The sequence below is a fragment of the Kosakonia sacchari SP1 genome (assembly GCF_000300455.3).
Taxonomy (GTDB): Bacteria; Pseudomonadota; Gammaproteobacteria; order Enterobacterales; family Enterobacteriaceae; genus Kosakonia; species Kosakonia sacchari.
Map to the genome: position 1 here is coordinate 3,415,584 of NZ_CP007215.2, position 21,541 is coordinate 3,437,124.

The window sequence follows — 21,541 nt, forward strand, 5'->3', positions numbered from 1 at the left end:
TTCAATGCAAGGATTAAATTGTGCCGCAAACTTTTTCAATCAATTCCGCGGGGAACTGCATTGATTGCATGATGTGCTCGATCATGCTGCATTTACGACCCGTATTGGTGTTGGTGATGACCCAGTAAGGGGTGTCCGGCACCTGTTTCGGCTTGGTTTGATTGCCGTTTTGCAAAAGCGTTTGCTCGTTCGCGGCAAAGTATACGCGGGTGCGCCCATGCAGAGACTCGGTGGATTCCGTAAACCCTTTTTCATCCAGTAAGTAGAGTGTAGACAGCACCAGCAGGAAACGATTCACCGCCTTTTTCTGCTCGGCGTATTCATCAGACAGAAGCAGCTCGCGCACGGCACGGACTTTGTCTTTGGCGGTGTTTGTCGGTTTAACCCCTTCAACGGTGCTGACAGTACGCGTCTCTTTTACTGGCGCGAGGGAAGCGGCAGGCTGTGATGATTGAGGAACGGCGGAAAATTTTAACATGCGCCGTAAAATGTCGGATGCGCTCTCGCCAATGTGCTTCGTGTGGCTGGCAATATAACTGTAGAGCTCATCATCAACTTCGATCGTTTTCATCTTAATCCAGTGCGATATCTTATCTGAATACAAGTGTTGGGATTATAAAGTGAAATCTCAACAGCGGATAGCGTCAAACCAGGATGGCGGCAAAAGTAAGAGTAATTCTTAACCTTGCGGCCGGGCGGCAGAATGTTCAACATAATAACCTAACCCGAATCAGTGAAAAAAAGAACTTTGCCATGAAATTGAATACGCGCGCGCAAACTGCGCAACATCCGCACAACAATTCTCCGATCGTCCTTGTTCACGGTCTTTTCGGTAGCCTTGATAATCTTGGAGTGCTCGCCCGTGAACTGGTTCAGGATCATGACGTGTTGCAAGTGGATATGCGTAACCACGGCCTTTCAGACCGCTCTTCAGAAATGAACTACCCGGCCATGGCGCAGGATCTGCTGGATACGTTGAACGCTCATCAGTTCGACAAAGCGACCTTTATTGGTCACTCCATGGGCGGTAAAGCCGTGATGGCGTTAACAGCGCTCGCGCCAGAGCGTATTGATCAACTGGTGGCGATTGATATTGCGCCTGTGGATTACCAGGTGCGCCGCCATGACGAAATTTTTGCCGCCATCAACGCGGTCAGTGATGCAGAAGCATCCACTCGCCAGCAAGCTGCAACCCTGATGCGTGAACATATAAATGAAGAAGGTGTCATTCAGTTCCTGCTGAAATCCTTTGTCGACGGTACGTGGCGTTTCAACGTGCCGGTGTTATGGGAGCAATACCCGCATATTGTCGGCTGGGAAACGGTTCCGGCCTGGAACAAACCGGCTCTGTTTGTTCGCGGTGGAAATTCCCCTTACGTCACTGAAGCCTACCGTGACACGCTGCTGGCGCAGTTCCCACAAGCGCGAGCGCATGTGATTGCCGGTGCCGGCCATTGGGTTCATGCCGAGAAACCCGACGCGGTTTTGCGTGCTATTCGTCGCTATCTCGCTGAAAAGACAAATTGATTAAAAAGGCGGCGACTGGTCGTTTCAACGCGCCCGGTCGTTGGCGTGTCCGTTGTGCTGATGTATGATGGCGCGCTATTCAGCCCGGGCGCGCCGCCCGATTGCTTGTTTTTCCCGTAGTATGCTTAGACCATGGCTAAAGAACAAACGGACCGTACGACACTAGATCTGTTCGCGAATGAGCGTCGCCCGGGACGGCCGAAGACAAACCCGCTCTCGCGCGATGAACAATTGCGCATCAACAAACGCAATCAGCTAAAACGCGATAAAGTTCGTGGGCTTAAGCGTGTCGAATTAAAACTCAACGTGGAAGCCGTCGATGCGTTAAACGAGCTGGCGGAAGCGCGTGATATGAGCCGCAGCGAGCTTATCGAAGAGATGCTGCTGGCGCAGCTGAAGGCATTGCGCGGCTAGCGAATCCTCCGAAACATCATCGAAATAACACTTTCATGTGTCATACAGTGCAGTCCGACGCGATAGCAGTTTCCGCGTGCTTCCCTGTTCTGCTATGATTGCCCTTATCTGTAGGCGTAGCGCCACCACCATACTCATTAAGTTTCAAGAGGTTATTTTACTCATGGCAATTACAGGCATTTTCTTCGGCAGCGACACCGGCAACACCGAAAACATCGCGAAAATGATTCAGAGTCAGCTTGGTAAAGACGTTGCCGACGTACATGACATTGCCAAGAGCAGCAAAGAAGATATCGAAGGGTATGACATTCTGTTGCTCGGCATTCCTACCTGGTACTATGGTGAAGCGCAGTGCGACTGGGATGACTTTTTCCCGACGCTGGAAGAGATCGACTTTAACGGTAAATTAGTTGCGCTGTTCGGCTGTGGCGACCAGGAAGATTACGCGGAATATTTCTGCGATGCGCTGGGCACCATTCGCGATATCATCGAACCGCGCGGCGCGACCATTGTTGGTCACTGGCCGACTGCGGGCTACCATTTTGAAGCCTCTAAAGGTCTGGCGGACGATGACCACTTCGTTGGCCTGGCGATTGACGAAGACCGTCAACCTGAGCTGACTTCCGAACGCGTTCAAAAATGGGTAAAACAGGTTCGCGAAGAGTTGCACCTGGACGATATCCTTAATGCCTGAGTTTTTTACGGCGTAATCTGTGGATTGCGCCGTATTAATAGATAAAAGCAATGGAAATAATTGCTACAAATTTTTAACTTTTTTATCCATCGCTGTACAATGAGCCCTGCTAAACTGGGTGCCGCCGTAAAGGACTTTGCTGGCGACACCACGTTTTATAAGCTTACTTTACTTGAGGGCTTGCAGTTTTCATCCAGCCATGGCAGTTCTATAATGAGACGCATTACCCCAGGTGCATTCCTTATAACTTCCGCTAAGGAAGTGAATCGTATAGCAACAGGACAGATTCCGCATGACTGACAACAATACCGCATTAAAGAAGGCCGGCCTGAAAGTCACGCTTCCTCGGTTAAAAATCCTTGAAGTGCTTCAGGAACCGGATAACCATCATGTCAGTGCGGAAGATTTATACAAACGACTGATCGACATGGGCGAAGAGATCGGACTGGCAACGGTTTACCGTGTACTGAACCAGTTTGACGACGCCGGGATTGTGACCCGTCATAACTTCGAAGGCGGCAAGTCCGTTTTTGAACTGACTCAGCAACATCACCACGATCACCTGATCTGCCTCGATTGCGGCAAGGTGATTGAATTCAGTGATGACTCCATTGAAGCGCGTCAGCGTGAAATCGCCGCGAAACACGGCATTCGCCTGACTAACCACAGTCTTTACCTTTACGGTCACTGCGCCGAAGGTGACTGCCGCGAAGATGAACACGCGCACGACGCGAAATAACAGCTTTTGAAGCCTAAAAAGCCAACCTGACGGTTGGCTTTTTTTTGCCTGCAATACTGGCAAAAAAGAAAAACCCGGCAAGCTCGCGCCGCCGGGTGTAATCACTGCCTCACATTACGCTTTTACGCTGTCGACACGGCTAAAGCGTTTACCGTCCGGGCTGACGGTTCGCACCTGCACTTCCCCGCTCACTTGCGGACGCGCTTTATCGTCGTAGCGCTGCCAGTTTTTGCCGCCGTCGGTTGAAAACTCAACCACCATGCCTGGGAAGCTGGTATTGGCTTCAAGTTTTCCACCCACCACGCGCGCGCCCGGTACTGGCAGGCGGTAATGAACACCAGCCTTATCCAGTTTCGCCAGTTCGCGATGACCTAACAGGTTCGCAAAGCGTTGCCAGTCACGTTCCAGCGCTTTCACATCTACCAGATGTGTCTCACCGCCTTTGTATTCACGTCCGGCTTTGTAATCCTGCTCCCAGCCCGCGCGATGCCATGCACGTTCAGCCACCGAAACCATACGCGGATAAATCATGTACTCCATCTGGTTATCGGTGCGCACCACCTCGCTCCACAGCTGCGCAGAAAGGCCATACGCGCCCGGCCACGGTTTGTCGGATTTCGCGCTAAACGGGTTGCCATCACGATCGAGCGAGGTTTCCGCGTTCTGCGGCATGTTGTCCGGGGCGAAACTGAAAATCTTACGTTCATCGCTAAAACGCGTACCCCAGTAGTAACCGCTTTCGGCCGGGTTGACCTCATTCGGGAAATCGAGATAAACGTAATCAGGGTTAGAGACCACAACGCGGAAGCCTTTGTTCGCCCAGTCATTCACCGAGTCAAAACCGCCCCAGTAGAGCGTATCCCAGAAGTTAACATTGACATGATCGGTGGCGAACACCGACGCGTCTTTGGCATCTTTCAAACCGTCCTGCCACGCCTGCATCGTGTCAATGCCGTGCGCTTTCACCAGCTTGCTGACCTCAACGCCAAAATAGCTGGAGAGATGTTCCACGTCGGCAACTTTGCCCTCTTTGATCATCGCCTGGCAGGCTTGCGATTTCGCCCACGGCTTATCCTGATTGCTCTGATCAATAATGCCTTTGCCCGCTTCCGGTTTTTTCTGATCCGTATAACCGGCGCCCAGATAGATGTTTTTCGCTTCGTCACCGCCAAAATGCCAGGTATTCAGCGGCAGCCCGGCTTCTTTATGCATCTGCTGGATTTCACCAATCACTTTGTCTACGAAGTTACGCGACGAATCAAGGCACGGATTGAGATAACCAGTGCGGTTATAGAACTGCACACCGGTGGTGTTCGATGTATCAGTGGGATCCAGCAGACGATATTGATTTGCCTCTTTCTCTTTGCCTGCTTTCATCAGGCGATCGTAACGCGCTTCCATCGAGATCACCGCTGCACGCGCATGAGCTGGCATATCGATTTCCGGGATCACTTCGATTTGTCGCGCTTTGGCGTATTTGAGGATTTCGATGTAATCGGCACGGCTGAAGTGACCGCTACCGTTGTTATTACTGTCCGGTCCGGAACCGAGCTGCGGCAACAGGCACGTTTTCTCACTCAGATCATGACAACGCTTACTGCCGATATCGGTCAGTTCCGGCAGGCCGGGGATCTCAATGCGCCAGCCTTCATCATCCGTAAGATGGAAATGGAATTTGTTCAGTTTGTATGCCGACATCTGATCTAACAGGCGCAGTACCGCCGCTTTACTGTGGAAGTTGCGACCAACATCCAGCTGGATGCCGCGATAATCAAAACGCGGTGCATCTTTCGCTTCAAGCGCGGCAATCTTCATCTCGCCCGTAGCAGGAACGAGCGACAGCAGCGATTGCAGACCGTAGAACACGCCCGCTTGATCGTAGCCGGTCACCACGGTTTCTTTCGCGCCAATATGCAGACGGTACGCGCCAGACACCGCCTCATCGCCGCTAAAGGTGTTGCTGGCAATTTCAGTCCGTAGCGGATAATTGCCCTCTTTCACGCCCAGTAATGCAAAACGTGATTTCACCGCATCTTGTGCATCGGCACTCAGCGCGGAGAGATCCAGCTTCACGCCCTTACTCAGGTCGACATCCTGCCCGTGGATGTTAACGTGCTGTGGCGTTGGCACAATCTGGCCACGCAGCGACGCGAGATTTAGCGTTTTCACATCGCTATTTTTCTCAAAGCGCGCCTCAGCAGTCATCAGGATATTTTTGTCGTCCGGCGTACGTTTCCACTGGTTATCAAGCGGCGTAACAAAGCGGGATAAATCTTCCGTATCCGTATTGGCAATCACTTTCGCCGTCGCGCCGTCGGCGGTGACGTACCAGCGCGGCAGCACATCGGTGATAAACAACTGCCAGTATTCATTAATAATCGGGATCTCTATCGCCTGCTTTGCCGGGAAACCGGTAAATTTGTCGGTCGGCTCCAGCTTATGCAGGTCGCCCATAATATGGGTCACTTTGAACTGATCGTTTGCCACCTCCAGCACCGGACGAATGCTGTGAAAATAGATGGCCCACGCGTTGTCGGTTACCGCGTCGCCATTATTGGTCAGGGTGATCACCGCTTTGTTGCAGGACGCCCAATCGGCGCCGAGCTTCGCACAGTCAACGCCGTGTTGCGCGGCGAAATTATCTTTCACCGCATAGTTGAGATGAAACTGGCTGATAGCATCAACGGTACTCTGATTCGCCAGCGCCGCAGTGCTGCCCAGCATCGCCAGTACGGCACTGGCGAGCAGACTTAAACGAATTGTTTTCATTACGTATTCCTTGTAGTTTGCCGGGCCGAACCCGGCATGCGCTCATCAGAAAATGGTAAACGGTGCGATAACCATAAACTTCACATCGCGCTCATCCTGGAAGATGTTGCCATAACCACCGCTGTAGCTTGGGATGTCGGAATGGTTGTCGTACTGAGTGAAATGCAGCTTGAACATCGTGCCTTTCGCACGTCCGTCCTGCAGGGTGTAAATTGCATCGAGGCTGTAAGAGGACTCTTTCAGGCGATAGTTCGGATCGTAATAGGCATCTGGCGTTGCCATGTCAGCCGGTTTCGCATCCCAGGCGTAAGCGTAAGACGCGCCCACCGTCCAGCCCGGCAGGTTCCAGTTCTTCAGGTCGTACATTGCGCCGAAGAACACCGCTTTCTCGCCGTTGGCGTTAAAGTCAGAGCGGTTATCCCACCAGATATCCAGCCGACCGTTGGATGAAGCGTAAGTCGGCGTCATACGTTGCAGGAAGTAGCCTTGCTGACCATCGGCTTTTACCCACGTGCCTTCCAGACGCAGATCGACCTGACCGACTTTGTAGCCAAATGTCAGTGCCTGCAGCCACGCCGTACCGTCATAAATATCGTTTACGCCGCCATTACTCACTTTGTCGCGCGTGCCATAGAACTGATAACTGGTGCTCAGCGGGCTGCCCGCGATATCGAATTTGTAGCTGGCTTTGGCGAAATATTGATCAACATAACCCTGAGCCTGACCAAACGCGGCTTCCAGGATCAGATCGTTTTTGAAGTCATACTTCGCGCCAATCGAATGCAGGTAATCGACTTTGGTCTTTTTATCGTTTTGATAGAACTTGTCCATCTCGATATGCCACGGCGATTTGTACTCGTTGGTCCACATGTAGGAGAAACTCAACGCCCCGGCATCGCCGTAGTCAAAATTCGCCCCGGCTTCCGCGCCCTGATAAGTACCGGGCATAAAGCTCCAGTGCGGCGCTAACAGCGTCTGGCCGGTTGGCTGGATGTAACCCGCGCGCGCCCATACCGGACCATATTTAAATTTCGCTGCGGCTTTATACAGGCTGACCCCGCTCTTATCACCTGACCAGTCTTCTTTATAGGCTTTATTGCTGGAGGAGAAGGCGATTTCGTTCGGGTGCGCGCTGTCGCCATTTTCCGCCATCTCAATGGCGGTGAATGCCGCAATATCCAGCCCAAACATATCGGCGGCGTAACCAGACTGGAAATCCAGGTTCGCGTTCCATGTCGAATGGGAAAGGTTGGTTTTGTATTTATCTTCCAGAACATCTTTGCGGTCACGTTCACGCTGCCAGTAATAGATACCGCCCGTGAGCGTGGAATCATCGATAAAGCCTGCTGCATGAGCCTGTGGAGAGACAACCCAGCCCGACATTGCTGTGACACCGGCGATTGCCAGCGCCAGCGTACTACGTTTGCCACTAAACGTACGCATGTGTGATTCCTTCTAGACGTATTTATAAAATCGCCAGAGATAGCGAAAAAAAGACCAAATAGTTTAGGTAGTTACGAAAACCCCCGAATTCACTACCGGCTTAAGACTATTTTTCGCGACGCGAATTATCAATGTTTTTTAGCGGCAAAATGACAGGATTATGACGAAGAGCACATATTACGTAGTGTTTTGAAACATGTTACACAAAACAGGAAAACAACAAACAAAAACCAGCAAAACAAAGAGATTAATGCTAATTGATAGCGATTACACATTAAAATTGACTTTTAAAACCACGAGAATGCTTTCCAGCTGTTCAATGCAGACATCAATAAGAAGATACATTAATTCGCGACGCGAATGTATATAAAGTGTAACAACCTAATCGATAAGCAAAAAAAAACGCCGCTGGAAGCGGCGCTTTAACACAATTGTTTCTGGTTGACTTACTCAGTCACCGATTTTCGCCCAGGTATCACGCAGACCCACGGTGCGGTTGAACACCAGTTTGGAAGCGGTTGCATAACGGCTATCGAGGCAGAAGTAACCTTCACGTTCGAACTGATACGCTTTACCCGCTTGTGCTTCTTTCAGCGACGGTTCCGCATAGCCTTGCTTGATGACCAGCGATTCCGGGTTGATGGTCGCCAGGAAATCTTCGGCAGCGCCCGGGTTCGGCACACTGAACAGACGATCGTAAAGGCGGATTTCGACCGGCAGCGCATGCTGTGCGCTAACCCAGTGGATAACCCCTTTCACTTTGCGGCCATCGGCCGGATCTTTGCTCAGCGTGTCCGCATCGTAAGAACAGAAAATAGTAGTGATGTTGCCGTCGGCATCTTTCTCCACGCGTTCTGCTTTGATGACATAAGCGTTACGCAGGCGAACCTCTTTACCCAGCACCAGACGTTTATACTGTTTGTTAGCTTCTTCGCGGAAGTCAGCGCGATCGATCCAGATTTCACCGCTAAACGGCACGTCACGCGTGCCCATTTCCGGCTTATTCGGATGATTCGGCATGCTAACGATTTCGCTGTTGTCCTGCGGATAATTTTCGATAACCAGTTTCACCGGATCGATAACCGCCATCGCACGCGGAGCGTTTTCGTTCAGATCTTCACGGATGCAGGACTCCAGAGAAGCCATCTCAATGGTGTTGTCCTGTTTGGTGACGCCGATACGTTTGCAGAATTCGCGGATAGAGCCTGCGGTGTAACCACGGCGGCGCAGACCGGAGATAGTCGGCATACGCGGATCGTCCCAGCCTTCAACATGCTTGTCAGTGACCAGCAGGTTCAGCTTGCGCTTGGACATCACGGTGTATTCCAGATTCAGGCGCGAAAACTCGTACTGGCGCGGGTGAACCGGGATGGTGATGTTATCCAGCACCCAGTCATACAGGCGGCGGTTATCCTGGAACTCCAGCGTACACAGCGAATGAGTAATGCCTTCCAGCGCATCGCTGATGCAGTGGGTAAAGTCGTACATCGGATAGATGCACCACTTGTTACCGGTCTGGTGATGTTCAGCAAATTTAATGCGGTACAACACCGGATCGCGCATCACGATAAACGGCGACGCCATGTCGATCTTCGCGCGCAGGCACGCTTTACCCTCTTCGAAGCCACCCGCGCGCATTTTTTCAAACAGCGCCAGGTTCTCTTCCACGCTGCGATCGCGATACGGGCTGTTCTTACCCGGTGCAGTCAACGTACCGCGATATTCACGGATCTCATCAGCGGAGAGCTCGTCAACGTAGGCCAGGCCTTTGTTGATAAGCTCAATCGCGTATTCGTACAGCTTGTCGAAGTAATCCGAGGAGTAGCAGATATCGCCAGACCAGTGAAAGCCCAACCATTGCACGTCGTTCTTAATAGATTCAACGTATTCGATGTCTTCTTTTGCAGGGTTTGTGTCATCGAAACGCAGGTTGCACTGCCCCTGGTAATCTTGCGCGATACCAAAGTTCAGGCAGATCGATTTCGCGTGGCCAATGTGCAAATAACCATTCGGCTCCGGCGGAAAACGGGTATGGACGGTAGTGTGCTTACCACTGGCCAGATCTTCATCAATGATCTGGCGAATAAAGTTAGTCGGGCGGGCTTCTGCCTCACTCATCACAGGTTCCTCAAGGCGTAAACAACGTATAACGGCATATGATCTAATAAGAGGACGCAGGAAACAACCTTTACTTATACAAATCACTGATGCCCAGGAGAAAGGTCTTCAGCTACGTCCTGCGCTTGTCGGCAGCGTAAATCTTGCGTGGTCGGTTTAAGGATGACCGGGCTCTCAATCTCATCACCCTGTCCGTTTTGCGGAACATAACCCGGCGCTTCAATACACCAGCCCCACGAGTAGAAATTCGTCCCGTGCAAAAAGAAAATCATATTTTCCCACTGGGATTTTTTCTCCACCTCAATATGCCCTTGCCGATCAGCACGAAACGCTTCCGGCGGTGGATAATACCCCGGCGGTGAACGCCCGGTGCTCACCCACATCATTGCCGTTGAGATCGGCTCCCCGGCCGGATTACGCACATCCACGTCATAGTGTGGGCGCAGCGTGGCGTAACGTGGAATACAGCCGCTTAACGTCAGTGCGATACAGAACGCGCAAATTATCCTTTTCATCCTCATCCCCCTAATAAAAGCGACATCAGTATGGCACTGATTAAATGCAAGGCAAAAAAAAGCGGCGGAGGATAATCCCCCGCCGCTTAAGGCATGAAAGCTTACTCAGGAGCCATTAGCCTTTAATTTCAAACAGCGGCGTCTGACCAGCAACCACCGCGCCCTGCGCCTTGATAACCAGGCCGCTAAAGTCGTCAATATTGCTGACCACCACCGGGCTAATCATCGAACGGGCATTGGCGTTGAGGTACTCCAGATCCATTTCGAGGATCGGCTGCCCCGCCACCACTTCCGCGCCTTCTTCAACCAGGCGAGTAAAGCCCTGACCGCCCAGCGCAACGGTATCAATGCCCATATGGACAACGATTTCCGCGCCTTTCTCAGTTTCCAGGCAGAACGCGTGGTTAGTGTTGAAGATTTTCACGATGGTGCCCGCTGCCGGAGAAACTACGATTTTATCCGTCGGTTTCACCGCCACGCCGTCACCAACTGCTTTGCTGGCAAAGGCTTCATCCGGCACTTGATCCAGCGCCACCAGTTCACCGGTTACAGGCGATACCAACTCAGCGATGGTTGTCGCGTTCGGTACCGCCTGCGGCTTTACCGCTGCCGCCGGAGCCGCTGCGGGCGCAGCATTACCTGCCGCCGGGACATCGCCTGCCGTTCTCATTGCATCGGCAATTTTTTCCGCCACGAAACCAACGATAATCTGCACGCCGGTTTTGTTCAGGCGAATAACACCGGAGGCGCCAAGACGTTTCGCCATGGATTCGTTCACCAGCGAAGAGTCTTTCACCGTTAAACGCAGACGAGTGATACAGGCGTCAATGCCGGTCAGGTTAGAAGAACCCCCAATCGCGGCGATGTACTGACGCGCCAGGCCACTCACATCCTGCTCGGTGTTACCGCTGACATTGACATCCTGACCATCAGTTTCATCACCTGCAACGGCCAGTTCACGACCCGGCGTCAGCATGTTGAACTTAGTGATAGCGAAACGGAAAACCACATAATAGATAACAAAGAACACCAGACCTTGCGGGATCAGCATCCACCACTGGGTTGCCAGCGGGTTACGCGAGGAGAGCACCATATCCACTAGACCGGCGCTGAAGCCGAAACCGGCAATCCAGTGCATGCTGGCAGCGATAAATACGGAGATCCCCGTCAGCACGGCATGGATCACATACAGTACCGGCGCAACGAACATAAAGGAGAATTCCAGCGGTTCGGTGATACCGGTAAAGAACGAGGCAAACGCGCCCGCCATCATGATACCCAGCACTTTGGCTTTGTTTTCCGGACGTGCGCAGTGGTAAATCGCCAGCGCCGCACCTGGCAGGCCGAACATCATGATCGGGAAGAAGCCCGCCTGGTAACGGCCAGTGATGCCGACCACCGCTTTACCGGCTTCGATAGACTGCGCGCCACCGAGGAAGTTAGGAATATCGTTAATGCCCGCGACGTCAAACCAGAACACGGAGTTGAGCGCGTGGTGCAAACCGACCGGAATTAACAGGCGGTTAAAGAAGGCGTAAACGCCAGCGCCCACGGAGCCGAGTTTCTGAATGCTTTCACCAAACTCCACCAGACCGCTAAATACGACCGGCCAGATATACATCATGATGAAAGCAACAACGATCATCACAAACGAGGTGAGAATCGGCACCAGACGGCGGCCGCTAAAGAAGGAGAGCGCTTTCGGCAGCTCAACGCTGCTAAAGCGGTTATACAGTTCAGCTGCAATAATCCCCACCAGAATACCGACAAACTGGTTTTTGATTTTGCCAAACGCGGCCGGAACTTGATCCGCAGGGATTTTTTGGATCATTGCCACTGCTGCCGGTGAACAGAGCGTGGTCAGAACCAGGAAGCCGACAAAGCCAGCCAGCGCAGCGGCACCATCTTTGTCTTTTGACATACCGTAAGCGACACCCACCGCGAACAGTACGCCCATATTGTCGATAATGGCGGAGCCAGACTGGATGAAAAACGCCGCCAGTGCGTTTTGACCACCCCAGCCGACCGGGTCAATCCAGTAGCCGACGCCCATCAGAATTGCCGCCGCAGGCAGCGTGGCGACAGGCACCATTAGCGCGCGGCCGATCTTTTGCAGATAACCTAGAATACTCACTTTTATTCCCCCTATGAACCCGATGAGAGCTCACTGAAACAGTCGTTTTTTATTGTGTCACTAACCCTGAAATCACGGCTATTTTCTCACTACCTGACAGAGTGTGTGAAAAATTAATTCGCCTCGCAAATTAAAAGCGTATTTTCTGTGATTAAAATCACTAAGTATCGTCAATCACCCTCCCAATCACTGGCAAACAGGTAAAACTTATTTTATGATTAAAAATATCAGGACGGATTGCTCCCTTCTCTCTGTCGCGAACCAGGTTACGCTTAACGCTGAGTTAGCACGCATTCCGCCAACTTTCTTCATTTAACTTTTGAGGTGAACAATGAGACTGATTCCCCTGGCGACAGCTGAACAAGTCGGCAAATGGGCAGCCCGCCATATCGTCAATCGTATCAACGCGTTCAAACCGACCGCAGACCGTCCGTTTATTCTCGGCTTACCGACCGGTGGAACCCCGCTCACCGCGTACAAAGCGTTAGTTGAGATGCACAAAGCAGGCCAGGTCAGTTTCCAGCATGTTGTCACCTTCAACATGGATGAGTATGTCGGCTTGCCGAAAGATCACCCGGAAAGCTACCACAGCTTTATGCACCGCAATTTCTTCGATCACGTTGATATTCCGGCTGAAAATATTAACCTGCTCGATGGCAACGCGCCGGATATTGACGCAGAATGTCGCCGTTATGAAGAAAAAATCCGTTCTTACGGCAAAATTCACCTGTTTATGGGTGGCGTAGGCAACGATGGGCACATTGCGTTTAACGAACCGGCGTCTTCGCTGGCTTCGCGCACCCGTATTAAAACCCTGACCCATGACACCCGCGTGGCGAACTCTCGCTTCTTTGATGGTGACGTTAATCAGGTGCCAAAATACGCACTGACCGTGGGCGTGGGCACATTGCTGGATGCCGAAGAAGTGATGATCCTGGTGCTCGGCGGTGTTAAAGCACAGGCGCTGCAGGCGGCTGTTGAGGGCAACGTTAACCACATGTGGACCATCAGTTGCCTGCAGTTACATCCGAAAGCCGTCATCGTCTGCGACGAACCGTCCACGATGGAGCTGAAAGTGAAAACGTTGAAATACTTCAACGAGTTAGAAGCGGAAAATATTAAAGGTCTGTAAGTCAGTTCCCGCTCCGCGAGGCGGATCCTGCGGAGTGGTATACCTAGTTAACCGGGGGTAGTTATGTATGCTTTAACCCAGGGCCGGATCTACACCGGCCATGAAATTCTGGATGACCATGCGCTGGTCATCGCCAATGGTCTGATTGAACGCCTTTGTCCGCTGGCTGAGCTGCCAACAGGAATTGAACAACGCTCGCTGAATGGTGCCATCCTTGCCCCCGGTTTTATCGATGTGCAGCTCAACGGCTGTGGCGGCGTACAGTTTAACGACACCGCAGAAGCCGTTAGCGTAAAAACACTGGAAATCATGCAGCAGGCGAATGAGAAATCCGGCTGCACCAGCTACCTGCCGACGCTGATTACCACCAGCGATGAATTAATGAAACAGGGCGTGCAGGTGATGCGCGATTACCTGGCTAAATACCCGCATCAGGCGCTGGGCCTTCATCTGGAAGGGCCGTGGCTGAATATTGTTAAAAAAGGCACGCACAACCCGGAATTCGTGCGTAAACCGGATCCGGCGTTAGTTGACTTCCTGTGCCAGAACGCGGATGTGATCACCAAAGTAACGCTGGCCCCGGAAATGGCGGGCACCGAGGTGATTCGCCAGTTAGCTGACGCAGGCATCGTCGTTTCTGCCGGTCACTCCAATGCCACGCTGAAAGAAGCAAAAGCCGGTTTCCGCGCTGGGATCACGTTCGCCACACATTTATATAATGCGATGCCATACATTACCGGCCGTGAACCTGGTCTGGCAGGCGCAGTGCTTGATGACACAGACGTTTACTGCGGCGTGATTGCAGATGGCCTGCATGTCGATTACGTTAATATCCGTAATGCTAAGCGATTGAAAGGCGACAAACTTTGCCTGGTAACTGACGCGACAGCGCCAGCTGGGGCGAATATTGAGCAGTTCATTTTTGCTGGCAAAACAATATACTACCGTAATGGACTGTGCGTGGACGAAAACGGAACGCTGAGCGGTTCCTCCCTGACGATGATCGAAGGGGTGCGAAATCTGGTGGAGCATGTCGGCATTGCGCTGGATGAAGCGCTGCGTATGGCAACACTCTACCCCGCTCGCGCCATTGGCGTTGACGAAAAGCTGGGAAGTCTCGCCGCGGGGAAAGTGGCGAACCTGACGGCGTTCACGCGCGATTATAAAATCATCAAGACCATCGTTAATGGCAACGAGGTCGTCACTGCATAAAGAGACGGTATGACATCAGGCGGACAAGCTCAAATCGGTAACGTTGACCTCGTAAAGCAGCTTAACAGCGCGGCGGTTTACCGCCTGATTGACCAACACGGCCCCATTTCGCGCATTCAAATTGCCGAACAAAGCCAGCTAGCTCCCGCTAGCGTGACAAAAATCACGCGCCAGCTTATCGAACGCGGGCTGATCAAAGAAGTCGATCAGCAGGCCTCCACCGGAGGCCGCCGCGCTATCTCCATTGTTACCGAAACCCGCAGTTTCCAGGCTATCGGTGTACGCCTCGGGCGTTACGACACCACACTGACCTTGTACGATTTAAGCAGCAAAGTGCTGGCAGAAGAGCATTACCCGCTGCCCGAACGTACCCAGGAAACGCTGGAACATGCGCTGCTCAACACCATCAGCCACTTTCTTGAAACCAGCCAACGCAAAATCCGCGAACTGATCGCGATTTCCGTGATTCTGCCGGGTCTGGTAGACCCGGAAAGCGGGGTGATTCGCTATATGCCGCACATTCAGGTTGAAAACTGGGCACTGGTGGAAGCACTGGAAGAACGCTTCAAATTGACCTGTTTTGTCGGGCATGACATTCGTAGCCTGGCGCTGGCCGAGCACTATTTTGGGGCAAGCCAGGATTGTGAAGACTCCATTCTGGTGCGTGTGCACCGTGGGACGGGCGCCGGGATTATCTCTAACGGGCGTATTTTTATTGGCCGTAACGGCAACGTCGGCGAAATTGGGCACGTGCAAGTCGAGCCGCTGGGCGAACGCTGTCACTGCGGCAACTTTGGCTGTCTGGAAACTATCGCCGCCAATGCCGCGATAGAACACCGCGTTCGTCACCTGTTAGAACAGGGCTACCAGAGTCGCCTGACGCTGGAAGATTGCTCAATCAAGACCATCTGTAAAGCCGCCAACAAAGGCGATGCGCTGGCCTGTGAAGTGATTGAATATGTTGGCCGCCATTTGGGTAAAACCATCGCCATTGCCATAAACCTGTTTAATCCGCAGAAAGTGGTGATCGCAGGGGAAATTGTCGAAGCAGAAAAAGTGCTGCTCCCGGCCATTGAGGCGTGCATTAACACTCAGGCGTTAAAAGCGTTTCGCAAAAACTTGCCGGTGGTACCTTCCGCGCTGGATCACCGCTCGGCGATCGGCGCGTTTGCGCTGGTGAAACGCGCTATGCTGAACGGTCTGCTGCTGCAACGTTTGCTGGAAAACTGACAGCGTCTATCGTTAATACTTATTTTTTTATCCGGACAGTCCATGACCATTCAGAATGTAATCTGTGATATTGACGGCGTGCTGATGCACGACAACGTTGCCGTGCCGGGTGCTGCTGAGTTCATCACCCGCATCCTTGAAAAAGGCATGCCGCTGGTATTGCTGACCAACTACCCTTCGCAAACCGGCCAGGATCTGGCGAACCGCTTTGTCTCTGCTGGGATTGATGTGCCTGCCAGCGTCTTTTATACCTCTGCGATGGCAACCGCCGATTTCCTTAAGCGCCAGGAAGGGAAAAAAGCCTATGTGGTGGGCGAAGGCGCACTGATCCACGAGCTTTACAAAGCCGGTTTTACCATTACCGATATCAACCCAGATTTTGTCATCGTTGGCGAGACCCGTTCCTATAACTGGGAAATGATGCATAAGGCTGCGTTCTTCGTGGCGAATGGCGCGCGCTTTATCGCCACCAACCCGGACACCCACGGGCGCGGATATTATCCGGCCTGCGGCGCGCTGTGCGCCGGCATCGAAAAAATTTCCGGGCGTAAACCTTTCTATGTCGGCAAACCCAGCCCGTGGATCATCCGTGCGGCACTGAATACCATGCAGGCGCACTCAGAACAGACAGTGATTGTGGGTGATAACCTGCGTACCGATATCCTGGCGGGCTTTCAGGCCGGGCTTGAAACCATCCTGGTACTCTCCGGCGTATCGCGCATTGATGATATCGACAGCATGCCGTTTCGCCCGTCGTGGATTTATCCCTCGGTCGCGGAAATCGACGTTATCTAAACTTCACCACGTCTTCGGACGTGGTTTTTTATTTTCACCCCTGCCAAAAAGAACATCATTCAATAAAATGCGCATTATTTTGGCGATTCATCAATAATAGCGTCTTTTGCATACTCTTTTTTCAGCATTCAATAATCATCATTGCACTTTTTACTTTCAGCGCGGTAAAAGGCTTGCGCCCTGCCCCGTTTTTGCGGCATTTTGACTGCAAGCACACAACATTACAGCTTTGCACTCAAGGTTAACGGAGAAGTCTATGTGTTCAATTTTTGGCGTACTGGATATTAAAACCGACGCGGTCGAATTACGTAAAAAAGCGCTGGAATTATCCCGACTGATGCGCCACCGCGGCCCGGACTGGTCCGGTGTTTATGCAAGTGATAAAGCTATTCTGGCGCACGAACGACTCTCTATTGTCGACGTTAACGCCGGGGCACAGCCGCTCTACAACGAAAAGAAAACACATGCGCTGGCGGTGAACGGTGAAATTTATAACCACCAGGCGCTGCGCGCAGAATATGGCGACCGTTACGCATTCCAGACCGGTTCTGACTGCGAAGTGATCCTCGCGCTGTATCAGGAAAAAGGGCCGGAATTCCTCGACGACCTGCAAGGCATGTTCGCTTTCGCGCTGTACGACAGTGAAAAAGATGCTTACCTGATTGGCCGCGACCATATCGGTATCATTCCGCTGTATATGGGCCACGACGAACACGGCAACTTGTACGTGGCGTCAGAAATGAAAGCGCTGGTGCCGGTTTGCCGCACCATTAAAGAGTTCCCGGCAGGCAGCTACCTGTGGAGCAAAGACGGTGAAATCCGCTCTTATTATCAGCGCGACTGGTTTGACTACGATGCAGTAAAAGACAACGTGACCGACAAAGCGGAACTGCGCCAGGCGCTGGAAGACGCGGTGAAAAGCCACCTGATGTCCGATGTACCATACGGCGTGCTGCTTTCCGGCGGTCTGGACTCTTCGGTCATTTCCGCAATTACCAAAAAATTCGCAGCCCGTCGCGTTGAAGATCAGGAGAAATCAGAAGCCTGGTGGCCGCAACTTCACTCCTTCGCTGTTGGTCTGAAAGGCGCGCCGGATCTGAAAGCGGCGCAGGAAGTCGCCAACCATCTTGGCACCGTACACCATGAAATTCATTTCACCGTGCAGGAAGGGCTGGATGCGATTCGCGATGTGATTTACCACATTGAAACCTATGACGTGACGACGATTCGCGCCTCAACCCCGATGTATCTGATGTCGCGTAAAATCAAAGCGATGGGCATCAAAATGGTGCTCTCCGGCGAAGGTTCCGATGAAGTGTTTGGCGGTTATCTCTATTTCCATAAAGCGCCAGATGCCAAAGAGTTGCACGAAGAAACCGTGCGTAAACTGCAGGCCCTGCATATGTTTGACTGCGCCCGTGCAAACAAAGCGATGTCCGCCTGGGGTGTGGAAGCGCGTGTACCGTTCCTGGATAAAAAATTCCTCGACGTGGCCATGCGTATCAATCCGGAAGACAAAATGTGCGGCAGCAACGGCAAAATGGAGAAACACATTCTGCGCGAATGTTTTGAATCCTACCTGCCGGCAAGCGTGGCATGGCGTCAAAAAGAGCAGTTCTCCGACGGCGTTGGTTACAGCTGGATCGATACGCTGAAAGAAGTCGCCGCGCAGCAGGTAACGGATCAACAACTGGCAACGGCCAGCTACCGTTTCCCGTACAACACGCCAGCATCGAAAGAAGCGTATCTGTACCGTGAAATTTTTGAAGAGCTGTTCCCGCTGGCAAGTGCCGCGGAATGCGTTCCTGGCGGTCCATCCGTTGCCTGTTCTTCCGCGAAAGCGTTTGAATGGGACGAAGCCTTCAAAACCATGAACGATCCGTCAGGTCGCGCGGTAGGTATTCACCAGTCAGCTTATTAATAAGTAATGGTTATTCTTACAGGCCCTGCGGGGCCTGTTGTTTTTTGTGCGCTGATTTAATGAATAAAATCAATTTTCGCCCAATAAAGCGTCATGCTGTTCGCAACCTAACCAAACAGTCACATTCCGGCAATTTTCGATGAAAAAGGTATTGACGCTGTAAGGCCCAATACGCATAATGCGCCCCGCAACGCCGATAAGGTAACGCGAAAAAAGATGGCTACGTAGCTCAGCTGGTTAGAGCACAGCACTCATAATGCTGGGGTCACAGGTTCGATTCCCGTCGTAGCCACCATCTTTTTTGCGGGAGTGGCGAAATTGGTAGACGCACCAGATTTAGGTTCTGGCGCCGCAAGGTGTGCGAGTTCAAGTCTCGCCTCCCGCACCATTCCCAAGTAAGCGTTGCACGGATGGGGTATCGCCAAGCGGTAAGGCACCGGTTTTTGATACCGGCATTCCCTGGTTCGAATCCAGGTACCCCAGCCATCTCTTCTTCGACTCCTGCGAAAAGCACTAGTCGTTGGGGTATCGCCAAGCGGTAAGGCACCGGTTTTTGATACCGGCATTCCCTGGTTCGAATCCAGGTACCCCAGCCAGTCGATGACTGGGAAAGCAGTAAAACTTGGCTACGTAGCTCAGCTGGTTAGAGCACAGCACTCATAATGCTGGGGTCACAGGTTCGATTCCCGTCGTAGCCACCATATTTAAGGTCTAATGTTAAAACGTTAAGCCTGAAAAAGATTTGTTGGGGTATCGCCAAGCGGTAAGGCAGTGGATTCTGATTCCACCATCCCGAGGTTCGAATCCTCGTACCCCAGCCATCTCAAAGACGTTTGCTTTCGCGAACGCACTTTTGGGGTATCGCCAAGCGGTAAGGCAGTGGATTCTGATTCCACCATTCCGAGGTTCGAATCCTCGTACCCCAGCCAACAAAACAAAAAAGCTCGCTTAGGCGGGCTTTTTTGTTTTCTACACATCCCCGGATGTTGGTAGTTAATCACTGCATAAAACGTATGGTAATTTACCCGCCATTCTCCTCTGAGTCAGCATGATGAACTATCAAAACACTGCCCTGCTAATTTATGCCCCGCTGTATGTACTCTTTGTGGTCACCGGTTTCGGTCTTGCTTTTATGGGCCTCTCCGCGCCGATCTTTTATGGCCTCTGTATGGGGTTGGTCTTCCCGGTTGTCATATCCATGCGTCTGCATACGCTGAGCGAAAGCGGCCAGGCTCTGCTGCTGAAGGAGACAACTCACTGGACGGTGTATGTGCAGGGCATTCCGGTGCAGGAAACACGCTCATCACTGAAAAACCCCTGCTTCTCTACGCCACAGCGCCTGCAGCAATTCTGTATGCGGACACTGCTCACAAGACTCGTGCTGCAAGTTGCGTCTGTCGCGCTACTGGTGCAACAGGCCAGCGCAAACCCGCTCTCCACGAGCTATGGAGCGGCAGCCTTCGTGGCGCTGATTATTCTGCTGGTGCCGCTTTACCGCACAGTGCGGTTGCTGCGCAAAATGCACAATGGCGAATGGGCACTGCAACAGGTTGAAGGGATTGACGGGTATCAGGCTTTTTTTATCGACAAAAAAGGCGCGCACACGGCACTGGATAAATTATTGGCAATTATGTGAGTACTGCGGGTGCTGCGCCCGCAGACCTTTTACAATCCTAATGCGTACTTCAGCGCCTGCCGTTTCAACACGCCTGCGCGTTCCGCCGCCATCAGACCGATATTACGCAGCAGTCGCACCGGGCCGAGGGAGTTATTAAACCCGGCGTAAAATAGATCCATCCCGCTTTGCATAATAAAGTTATCCGCCATACGCCGCGTTTGATAGCGTTTTAGAATCTGCTGACTGGCCCAGACTTCACCGTGCGAACGCGCACTGGTCAATACATCCAGCAACGCATCCACATCGCGATACCCCAGATTAACGCCCTGCCCGGCCAACGGATGAATGGTATGCGCCGCGTCTCCCACCAGCGCCAGCCCCGGCCTGACATACTGCAGCGCATGACGGCGAGTCAGCGGAAAAGAGGCTGCGGCGACCGGTTTAACGGCACCTAAGCGCGCCGGGAAATGTCGGGCAATCTCTTGCTCCAGTTGCACCATCGTCAATGTCTGTAACTGGCGGATACGCGCCGGGGTGTCATACCACACCAGCGACGCCCAGTTATCAAACAGCGGCAAAAAAGCATGCGGGCCATCCGGCGTAAAATGCTGCCAGGTGCTGTCACCCGCTTCGTGTTCGCACTGAACGGTAATCAACATGCAGGATTGCTGATACTGCCAGGCGTGAATGCCAATCCCCGCCGCTTGCCGTACCCAGGAATTCGCGCCATCGGCCCCTACCACCAGCTTCGCCGTTAACGTGTTACCATCCGCAAACGTGAGTTGCTGACCTTCGTTGTATGCATGCAATGCAGTTAATTCTTTCGCCGTGAGCAGCGTTACCTGCGGGTGCGCCTGTAACGCCTCCCACAACGCACGCTGTAGCACCGTGTTTTCCACCATATAACCGAGCAGCGGCAACTTCAGCTCGCGAGCGTCGAACACCACATGCGCATTTTCCCACTCCCAGGTTTCCAGTTGCCGATATGGATGGCAGCGCATGGACTGAATGTTCTCCCAGACGCCCAGGCCTCGCAGCAACGCCACCGATGCGGCACTGATTGCCGAAATGCGTACGTCCGGCGGCAACGTTGCATCAAACTCCGCGGGCTCCTGTTTTTCAATCACGGTCACGGCAAAACCATGTTGCGCCAGCCCCAGTGCCAGCGCTCCGCCGACCATTCCGCCGCCGACGATAGCAACTTCAGTGGATTGATTTGTCATGGCTACTTATCCTTCAACGATAATCCGTCAAGTTTACCGGATTTTTTACCCCTTGAG

17 protein-coding genes and 7 tRNA genes are annotated in these 21,541 nt (G+C 52.5%); 17 read left to right on the top strand and 7 right to left on the bottom strand.

The features are described from left to right. Nucleotides 1-13 precede the first annotated feature (13 nt). Complete coding sequence (gene seqA / locus C813_RS47015) at nucleotides 14-571, bottom strand: replication initiation negative regulator SeqA (protein ID WP_017455920.1); 558 nt, start codon at nucleotides 569-571, stop codon at nucleotides 14-16. A 182-nt stretch (nucleotides 572-753) separates the two neighbouring features. On the opposite strand from seqA, the gene ybfF reads away from it, so the two are divergent. The 4 genes from ybfF to fur all read left to right on the top strand — a co-directional run bounded on the left by ybfF (nucleotide 754) and on the right by fur (nucleotide 3,374). After that, nucleotides 754-1,527 carry an esterase gene (gene ybfF / locus C813_RS39185; protein ID WP_017455919.1) on the top strand — a complete coding sequence of 258 codons (774 nt, stop codon included), beginning with the start codon at nucleotides 754-756 and terminating at the stop codon, nucleotides 1,525-1,527. Nucleotides 1,528-1,659: 132 nt separating this feature from the next. After that, nucleotides 1,660-1,941: a LexA regulated protein gene (ybfE, locus tag C813_RS39190; protein ID WP_017455918.1), complete on the top strand. Its 282-nt coding sequence runs from the start codon at nucleotides 1,660-1,662 to the stop codon at nucleotides 1,939-1,941. Between the two features lie 163 nt (nucleotides 1,942-2,104). Continuing rightward, nucleotides 2,105-2,635, top strand: coding sequence for a flavodoxin FldA (fldA, locus tag C813_RS39195; protein ID WP_017455917.1), 531 nt, complete (start codon nucleotides 2,105-2,107; stop codon nucleotides 2,633-2,635). 292 nt (nucleotides 2,636-2,927) lie between these two features. Next, on the top strand, nucleotides 2,928-3,374 hold the full coding sequence (fur, locus tag C813_RS39200; RefSeq protein ID WP_007373881.1) for a ferric iron uptake transcriptional regulator: 447 nt from the start codon (nucleotides 2,928-2,930) through the stop codon (nucleotides 3,372-3,374). Between the two features lie 114 nt (nucleotides 3,375-3,488). Here fur and C813_RS39205 read toward each other — a convergent pair whose 3' ends face one another. The 5 genes from C813_RS39205 to nagE all read right to left on the bottom strand — a co-directional run bounded on the left by C813_RS39205 (nucleotide 3,489) and on the right by nagE (nucleotide 12,353). Beyond that, the gene (locus C813_RS39205; RefSeq protein ID WP_017455916.1) at nucleotides 3,489-6,143 is read right to left on the bottom strand and encodes a beta-N-acetylhexosaminidase; all 2,655 of its coding nucleotides are present in this window, start codon (nucleotides 6,141-6,143) and stop codon (nucleotides 3,489-3,491) included. A gap of 45 nt (nucleotides 6,144-6,188) precedes the next feature. After that, nucleotides 6,189-7,586 carry a chitoporin ChiP gene (gene chiP / locus C813_RS39210; protein WP_017455915.1) on the bottom strand — a complete coding sequence of 466 codons (1,398 nt, stop codon included), beginning with the start codon at nucleotides 7,584-7,586 and terminating at the stop codon, nucleotides 6,189-6,191. A gap of 450 nt (nucleotides 7,587-8,036) precedes the next feature. Beyond that, a complete protein-coding gene (glnS, locus tag C813_RS39215; protein WP_017455914.1) occupies nucleotides 8,037-9,704 on the bottom strand; it encodes a glutamine--tRNA ligase in 1,668 nt (555 codons plus the stop codon). Between the two features lie 83 nt (nucleotides 9,705-9,787). Then, a complete protein-coding gene (locus tag C813_RS39220) occupies nucleotides 9,788-10,219 on the bottom strand; it encodes a membrane lipoprotein lipid attachment site-containing protein (RefSeq protein WP_017455913.1) in 432 nt (143 codons plus the stop codon). A 115-nt stretch (nucleotides 10,220-10,334) separates the two neighbouring features. Then, nucleotides 10,335-12,353, bottom strand: a complete 2,019-nt coding sequence (nagE, locus tag C813_RS39225; RefSeq protein ID WP_017455912.1) for an N-acetylglucosamine-specific PTS transporter subunit IIBC — start codon at nucleotides 12,351-12,353, stop codon at nucleotides 10,335-10,337. Between the two features lie 331 nt (nucleotides 12,354-12,684). Between nagE and nagB the strand changes: the two genes are divergently transcribed. The 13 genes from nagB to C813_RS39290 all read left to right on the top strand — a co-directional run bounded on the left by nagB (nucleotide 12,685) and on the right by C813_RS39290 (nucleotide 20,279). Beyond that, nucleotides 12,685-13,485: a glucosamine-6-phosphate deaminase gene (gene nagB / locus C813_RS39230; RefSeq protein ID WP_017455911.1), complete on the top strand. Its 801-nt coding sequence runs from the start codon at nucleotides 12,685-12,687 to the stop codon at nucleotides 13,483-13,485. 63 nt (nucleotides 13,486-13,548) lie between these two features. Further along, entirely contained in the window at nucleotides 13,549-14,697 is a 1,149-nt protein-coding gene (gene nagA, locus C813_RS39235) for an N-acetylglucosamine-6-phosphate deacetylase (RefSeq protein ID WP_017455910.1), read from the top strand. 9 nt (nucleotides 14,698-14,706) lie between these two features. Then, nucleotides 14,707-15,927, top strand: coding sequence for a DNA-binding transcriptional regulator NagC (gene nagC / locus C813_RS39240; RefSeq protein ID WP_017455909.1), 1,221 nt, complete (start codon nucleotides 14,707-14,709; stop codon nucleotides 15,925-15,927). A 42-nt stretch (nucleotides 15,928-15,969) separates the two neighbouring features. Further along, nucleotides 15,970-16,722: an HAD-IIA family hydrolase gene (locus tag C813_RS39245; protein WP_017455908.1), complete on the top strand. Its 753-nt coding sequence runs from the start codon at nucleotides 15,970-15,972 to the stop codon at nucleotides 16,720-16,722. A gap of 256 nt (nucleotides 16,723-16,978) precedes the next feature. Next, nucleotides 16,979-18,643: an asparagine synthase B gene (gene asnB / locus C813_RS39250; RefSeq protein WP_017455907.1), complete on the top strand. Its 1,665-nt coding sequence runs from the start codon at nucleotides 16,979-16,981 to the stop codon at nucleotides 18,641-18,643. 218 nt (nucleotides 18,644-18,861) lie between these two features. Then, nucleotides 18,862-18,938: transfer RNA gene (locus C813_RS39255), tRNA-Met, on the top strand. Nucleotides 18,939-18,946: 8 nt separating this feature from the next. Further along, a tRNA-Leu gene (locus C813_RS39260) sits at nucleotides 18,947-19,031 on the top strand. A gap of 23 nt (nucleotides 19,032-19,054) precedes the next feature. Further along, a tRNA-Gln gene (locus C813_RS39265) sits at nucleotides 19,055-19,129 on the top strand. Nucleotides 19,130-19,164: 35 nt separating this feature from the next. Continuing rightward, a tRNA-Gln gene (locus tag C813_RS39270) sits at nucleotides 19,165-19,239 on the top strand. Nucleotides 19,240-19,267: 28 nt separating this feature from the next. Then, nucleotides 19,268-19,344, top strand: a tRNA-Met gene (locus C813_RS39275). A gap of 45 nt (nucleotides 19,345-19,389) precedes the next feature. Further along, nucleotides 19,390-19,464: transfer RNA gene (locus C813_RS39280), tRNA-Gln, on the top strand. A 33-nt stretch (nucleotides 19,465-19,497) separates the two neighbouring features. Beyond that, a tRNA-Gln gene (locus tag C813_RS39285) sits at nucleotides 19,498-19,572 on the top strand. A 119-nt stretch (nucleotides 19,573-19,691) separates the two neighbouring features. Beyond that, entirely contained in the window at nucleotides 19,692-20,279 is a 588-nt protein-coding gene (locus C813_RS39290; protein ID WP_017455906.1) for a hypothetical protein, read from the top strand. Nucleotides 20,280-20,308: 29 nt separating this feature from the next. Here the strand turns inward: C813_RS39290 and ubiF are convergent, their stop codons facing one another. Continuing rightward, on the bottom strand, nucleotides 20,309-21,484 hold the full coding sequence (ubiF, locus tag C813_RS39295) for a 3-demethoxyubiquinol 3-hydroxylase (protein ID WP_017455905.1): 1,176 nt from the start codon (nucleotides 21,482-21,484) through the stop codon (nucleotides 20,309-20,311). Between the last annotated feature and the right edge of the window lie 57 nt (nucleotides 21,485-21,541).